Source organism: Amycolatopsis sp. NPDC059657 (assembly GCF_042734395.1).
GTDB lineage: Bacteria > Actinomycetota > Actinomycetes > Mycobacteriales > Pseudonocardiaceae > Amycolatopsis.
This window is the reverse complement of the sequence record NZ_JBHWEB010000039.1, coordinates 71617-77979: the sequence shown is the minus strand read 5'-3', so window position 1 is coordinate 77979 and position 6363 is coordinate 71617. Positions and strand designations below refer to the sequence as shown.

The following is a 6363-nucleotide window of genomic DNA, read 5'->3' as shown; positions in this document are numbered from 1 at the left end:
TTGCTGGGCTCCCCCCTAGGTGCCGTTCTTCTGCTCAGAGCTGACGAACGCCACATTGGGAGGCTGAAACCTGACGAATGCCGCATTGGGATTTTTTTCACCGGCCGGGGTCAGGCGGGTTTTTGGGCGATGCCGCCGATGACCCGGGACTCCGAGGGTGAGCGTGAGAACAGGGTTTCCGAGTCCGGGTGCCAGGCCGGGGCGTAGACGAGGCCTGGGGCAAGGAGCGGCCAGTCGCCGAAGAAGCGGCTGAACTCGGTCATGGTGCGCAGGACGCCGGGGTTGGTCGTGGTCTCGTAGTACTCGAGCAGGTCCAGCAACGCTTGGCGCTCGTCTTCGTTGACCGGGTTCTCGTTGGTCATCTGCGAGATGACCAGTAGGGAGCCGGGTGCGAGGCGCTGGCGGTAGTAGGCGAGGACCGCGTCGGGGTTCTCTGAGTCCTTGATGAAGTGCATGACCGCGTTGATCACCAGTGCGACGGGCTCGCGGAGGTTGATGATCTCGGACTCGCGGACGCGTTCCCAGAGGTCTTCGGGCTGGAGGAAGTCGGCGGCGATCGCGTGGTGGCGGTCGGGGTCGGCCGTGTCGGCGAGCAGGACCTGGGAGTGGGCGAGTGCGATCGGCTCGTTGTCGATGTAGAGGACGTGGGTGTCCTGCTCGGGGCGGGCCTTGTCGGCGACCTCGTGGACGTTGCCGGTGGTGGGGAGGCCGGAGCCGATGTCGACGAACTGGCGGATGCCGAGCTCGGCGCAGCGGCGGATCGCGCGGCCGAGGAACTGGCGGCTGGTCATGCAGTAGTCGCCCATGAGCGGGAGGCGGCGGCGGACCTTCTCGGCGAACTCGCGGTCGATCGCGTAGTTGGTGGTGCCGCCGATGAAGTAGTCGTAGATACGGGCGGCGGACGGCCGGTCGAGGCTGCTTCCGATGGCTCGCAGTGCCTCGTCGTGATCCGTCATCGCGGTCTCCGTGCTTCAGCTTTCAACTATTTGGCGCCATGTTAACCGGCGCGACGCAGGTCGCCGGTACCCCGACCGGTATCGTGACCACCAGGCGGAGCACCCGCCTACTGGGAATGTGACTCAAATCACAAGCTGTCAACATCATCAAGTACCCGCGCGTCTTCTTGCACGGCGAAAAGAAAGCGACGGCTTACCCGGAAGGGATAGAAATGCACGCGAGCGATATCAGACTGGACTCGACGTTCGGTTTGATCTTGGTGGCCGTTCTGGCTTTGCTCGCCGTGATCGCCGTCCCCTGGTTCTGGGATTCCTGGAAATGGCGCCGCACCGGCCGCAGCACCACCACTGTGACCGCCGTCATTCTCGTCGTCGTTTCGATGGGACTCGCAGGCAACATGATCGGCGGTTTCTTCCCGACGCTCGGCGCGCTCATCGGCACCTCGAACCCGGCAGGCGAGGGCACGAACGGTGAGGGCGGTCTCAACGGCGGCGGCCTCGAGCAGATGAAGGACTACAACCGCGACCGCGGCGCCAAGGGACTCGGCTCGACGTTCCACCTGACCGTGCTCGGCGACCGCACCGGCCTCACGCGCGACGTCAACCTCTACATCCCGCCGCAGTACTACGACCCCGCGTACGAGGGTTTCACCTTCCCGGTGATCGAGTGGATCCCGAACTACCCGTCCGGCCCTGAGGTCGCCGGCAGCGGGTACAAGCTGTTCGACCAGCTCGACGCCGCGATCGGCAAGAAGCTGATGCCGCCCACCGTGGTGATCATCCCCGACCCGACCGGCGTGCCGAAGGTCGGCCACGACACCGAATGCGTCGACGAGGTCAACGGCGCGGCGAACGACACGTACCTCACGGCCGACATCCGCGCGTGGGCGCTCAAGACGCTGAAAGTCAGCGCGGACCGCAAGTCCTGGGCGATCGCCGGCTGGTCCTCCGGCGGCTACTGCGCGCTGAACCTGGTCACCAGGCACCCGCAGTGGTTCGGCATCGCGGCCAGCGTCAGCGGTTACGACGCCGCGTGGATCGACGCCGAGACCACCGACATCTTCAAGGGGCGCAAGGACATCGCGGACGCCAACAACGTCTCGATCAACCTCGCGAAGCACCCGTCACCGGTCGACCTGCTCGCGATCGCCGGCGACAAGGAAGGCAACGAGGTCGCCTCGATCCAGCGGATGAACAAGGCCGCGCTGTCGCCGACCACGTTCACGTCCTGGATCATCCCCGACGCCGGGCACAACATGAACACCTTCAAGTCGCAGCTGCCAGACGTCCTCACCTGGATCGGGTCCAAGAGCGCGACCCCGCGGTTCTCGGGCGCACGCAAGGTCACGGTCAGCGGCGAGGTCAAGCCGTGGCCGCTGCCGCAGACGGGCGCGAAGGGCGCGCTCGTGGCGACCGATCAGTAGTCCTTGAGCACCGCGGCGTTCGCTGCTTTTTCGTAAGCGCCGAGGAACTTTTCCTTGCCGGGGATGTAGGGCATCATCCGGACCAGGAAATTGCGCCGCCAGATCGCGAAATTCGTCTTCGGCATCAAGCCGGTGGCATTTCCGGCGCCGATCTTGTGGTTCAGTTCGACGTATTCACGCATGTCTTCGCGGTAGTTCTTGAACGCCGTCCCGTGATCGTCGAGATGCGCCTGCAGTTCGCCGACGACGATGTACGCGCCGACCAGTGCCATGCTCGTCGCCATTCCGGAAAGCACGGACGAGCTGTGCGCGGCGTCGCCGACCAGAGCGATCCGGCCCTTCGCCCAGTCGTTCATCTTGACCTGGGCGATCGAGTCGAAGAAGAAATCGGGCGCGTCGGGCAGCGCTTTCAGCAGCCGCGGTATTTCCCAGCCCTCGCCGGAGAAGACGTCGAGCAGGATCTTCTTCTGCTGCTCGATGTCGTGCCGGTCGTAGAACAGCGGGTCGGAGCTCCAGTGGAACATCGCCATCGCCTCGGAGTTGCCACGGGCGCTCTGCATGCCGGCGGCTTTGCCCGGCATGTTGTAGAAGCATTCCCAGTGGTCGAGGTTCAGGTGGTTTTCCGTGGTGAAGATGGCCATGTAATAGCCGAGGTGGTGAATGAACCGCGACTCGTCGCCGAATGTCAGCGCGCGGACGTTGGAATGCAGTCCGTCGGCGCCGAACACGTAGTCGAAGGTGCGCGGCGCGCCGCGTTCGAAAGTGACCTCGACACCGTCGGCGGTTTCGGTGATCGACGTGATCGAGTCGCCGAAAACGTACTCGGTGTAGTCCTTCGTGGCGTCGTACAGGATCCGGCTGAGGTCGCCGTGCAGGATCTCGACCTCGGCGACCACGCCGGATCCGCCGAGGAAGTCCTTGCCCAGACTGCCTTTCACCTTGTTGTTGATGTCGACGTAGGAGATGCCGTCGACACCGGTGCCCTGTTCCTTGATGGTGTCGAAGAGGCCCATTCGCTTGGTCACCTCGACCGCGGTACCCCGCAGATCGACCGCGTATCCGCCATCGCGGATCTCGGGAGCCTGCTCCACGACCGTCGCGCTGAAGCCGTAGTGGTGGAGCCAGTAAGCCAGTGCGGGCCCGGCGATGCTCGCGCCCGAAACGAGTACGTTCATGTTCTTCGCCACTCTGGCGAGTGTACACACGTCCTATATGATCGTTTAGTACGATCGTATGTGCGCGTAGCGTTGTTGGACCTAGTTCAACAAGCTCTCCAGCATGTGGCTCGCGGTCGTGACCTGCCTGGATCCGGCCGCCCACGACACGGAACTGGGCCGTGAGGTCAGAATGACGACGATGTACCGGTCTTCTTCTCCCACTAGGCCGGTCGTGTGGAGATTTCGCGTCGGGTCACAACAGGACCAGCCCTGTTTCACCGCCCACGGCTTGTCGATCCCATTCGGGATGCCGAAATACTGGTCGAATCCGTCCGCGCCGGTCTTCGTCGCCTTGCGCAGCGCGGTCAGCACGACCGAGCGGATGCTGTCTGATGCGTTGTCCATCAGATACCGATAGACCTTCACCATGTCGGACGCGGTGGTTCGGGTACTGCCCCAGTGGCCGGGATCGGCAGGCGGTTTCGTGCGGGCCAGTCCCAGTTTGGCCGCCCAGCGGGTGACGATGGACTGCCCGCCGTTCATCACCCACAAACTGCTCGCGATGTTGTCGTCGCTGCGCGAAAGCATCTGCGTGACGGTCGAGTTCGACGAGGTGCCCTTGTCCAGCGCGTCGAACGCGATCAGCAGTTTCACCAGTGACGCGGTGGTGAACACGGTGTCCGCGTGCTCGGCGAGCAGTGCTTTGTTCTCCTGCCGGTCGTAAACCATCGCCGCGAGCTGACCACCCGGTACCTGGCTGGCGAGCTTCGGGGTGCTGGTCTTGCTCGACGGTGTCGGAGTCGGCGTCGGGCTCGGCTCCGGCTCGGGAGTCGGTTCCGGCTCGTCCTCCGAAGGAGTGATCGCCGCGGCGGTCGTTTCCAGCGGCATGGCTACCGACGCCTGCACCGGCCCGCGCGTCGAATAGATGAACGCGAGCATCGCGACTATCGCGCCGAGGCACAGTCCGGAAAGGAGCATTGCCGTTCGCTTGCTCATGACTGGTGTTGTTCTGGACGGGCCTCCGTATTCGCCGGGAACGGCCTGGTTGTGGGATGGATCTCGATCGGGCGGAAATCGGGGACGCGGCGGCCGGAACTGACAAGCAGTACCGTGACAGGAATCATCGAGCGCAGGGTTGATGCCCCGGGTGACCGGCCAGACCTCGCCGCGGAGGACCCGAAGGAGTCCTTCGCGCGGCTCTTCGACGAGTACGCGAGGCCGATACGCGGCTACCTCGCCGGCCGAGTCGGTGAGCACGTGGCGGACGATCTCGTCGCGGAGACCTTTCTGGTCGCCTTGCGAAGACGCGCGAGCTACGACCCGACCCAAGCACCCATCCGCGGCTGGTTATACGGGATCGCGACCAATCTGCTGCGCAACCACGTCCGGCACGAGGTCCGCGGCTATCAGGTCACGGCCAAGGTCGTCGGCGAGGAAACGCCGGCCGAGAGCCACGACGCCAGGGTGGCCGAGCGGGTCGACGCCGCCAGCCGCTTGCGCAGGCTCGCCGGTGAGCTGGCCGCGCTCAGCGAGACCGAACGCGACGTGCTCCTGCTGACCTCGTGGGCCGGGCTCGAACCGGCCGAAGTCGCCGAGGCACTCGGTATCCCCGCCAGCACCGTGCGCTCCCGGCTGCACCGTGTGCGGCACAAACTCCAGGCTTTCTTGACCGCGAAGACCATTGAGGAGAACGTCCATGAATGAGCTCGACCAGGCTCTCGACCAGCTGCACCGCGAAGCCCGTGACTCCCATGCTTCGCTTTCGGGCGCACGCGCCAAGCTGATGGCCGCCGTCGACGCCGAGGCCGCGCTCCCGCAGCTCAGGCCCCGGCGTCGCCGGCTGGTACTGCCTGTCGCCGCTGCCGCAGCCGCGGTGCTCGCTGTCACGGCCGTGGTCGTCCAGGTCCGATCCGACGAGCCGGCGCCCCAGGCCGCGGTGCCGCCGTCGTCCGAGGCTCCGGTGGCACCGCCGTCCGAGGCCCCGGTGACGCTGGTGGCCGCCGAGGTGCTGAACAAGGCGGCCGACCTCAGTGTCGGCGCGGTGGACCAGCCGGTCGGGCCCGGCCAGTACCGCTACATCAACAAGCACGCCTGGAACACCCGCGGGCAGAGCACGGGCGTTTCCGTCGATGCGCCTGACCAGACGATCACGGGCAGCACCTATCTGATCGAGCAGCGGTTCCAGACCTGGATTCCCGCTGACGAGAAGCAGGTGTGGCTGGAGCGACGCGAGGTGCTCGGCCCGCTGAAGTGGGTCGCGGGCACCAAGCCGGAGTCCGAGACGACCCCGCCGGCGATCATGGACACCGACACCGGCGAGCGCCAGGGCCCCTGCGGCGACTTCTTCCCCAAGGCCAAGCCGAAGAAGGTCTGCGGCGACGTGAACGACTCGGCCCAGCCCGCGTTCTACCGCAACCTGCCGAACGACCCTGACAAGATGTTCGCGCGGCTCAAGGACATGACCAAGGGCAGGGGCTCGTCGCCGTCCGCGATGTTCCACTTCGGACTGCTCGTGCTCGAGGACGGCCTGATGCCCGCCGAGCAGCGCGCCAACTGGTACCGCGCGCTGGCCAAGATCGACGGCGTCAAGGTGGTCGAGACCGCCGCGAACCTCGACGGCCGCACGGGGATCGCGCTCGGCATCGACGGCGAGCACGAGCGTCGCGACCTGATCATCGACCCGAAGACGGGCGCGTTCATCGGCGTGCGGAGCGTGGCGGGCGAGCACCCGTACGACGCGTGGATCAAGCCGGGCACGGTGACCGAGTTCAGCGCGGTCACTACCGGGGTCGCAGGCACCATCGGGCAGGCGCCCGCCAACTGAGG

6 protein-coding genes are annotated in these 6363 nt (G+C 65.8%); 3 read left to right on the top strand and 3 right to left on the bottom strand.

Annotated features, from left to right (window positions below):
* Positions 1-110 precede the first annotated feature (110 nt).
* Entirely contained in the window at positions 111-956 is an 846-nt protein-coding gene (locus tag ACFV15_RS22010) for an SAM-dependent methyltransferase (RefSeq protein WP_378352416.1), read from the bottom strand.
* 212 nt (positions 957-1168) lie between these two features.
* On the opposite strand from ACFV15_RS22010, the gene ACFV15_RS22005 reads away from it, so the two are divergent.
* Positions 1169-2380: an alpha/beta hydrolase gene (locus ACFV15_RS22005; protein ID WP_378352414.1), complete on the top strand. Its 1212-nt coding sequence runs from the start codon at positions 1169-1171 to the stop codon at positions 2378-2380.
* Here the strand turns inward: ACFV15_RS22005 and ACFV15_RS22000 are convergent.
* Together ACFV15_RS22000 and ACFV15_RS21995 are read right to left on the bottom strand one after the other, a co-directional pair.
* Positions 2374-3567, bottom strand: coding sequence for an FAD-dependent monooxygenase (locus tag ACFV15_RS22000; RefSeq protein ID WP_378352412.1), 1194 nt, complete (start codon positions 3565-3567; stop codon positions 2374-2376). The genes ACFV15_RS22005 and ACFV15_RS22000 overlap by 7 nt on opposite strands.
* 69 nt (positions 3568-3636) lie before the next feature.
* Entirely contained in the window at positions 3637-4533 is an 897-nt protein-coding gene (locus ACFV15_RS21995) for a serine hydrolase (protein WP_378352411.1), read from the bottom strand.
* A 114-nt stretch (positions 4534-4647) separates the two neighbouring features.
* Here ACFV15_RS21995 and ACFV15_RS21990 point away from each other — a divergent pair, with 114 nt between their 5' ends.
* Both ACFV15_RS21990 and ACFV15_RS21985 read left to right on the top strand, forming a co-directional pair.
* Positions 4648-5241, top strand: coding sequence for an RNA polymerase sigma factor (locus ACFV15_RS21990; protein WP_378352409.1), 594 nt, complete (start codon positions 4648-4650; stop codon positions 5239-5241).
* Positions 5234-6361, top strand: coding sequence for a CU044_5270 family protein (locus tag ACFV15_RS21985; protein ID WP_378352407.1), 1128 nt, complete (start codon positions 5234-5236; stop codon positions 6359-6361). Before ACFV15_RS21990 ends, ACFV15_RS21985 begins: the two co-directional genes overlap by 8 nt.
* Positions 6362-6363: the final 2 nt, after the last annotated feature.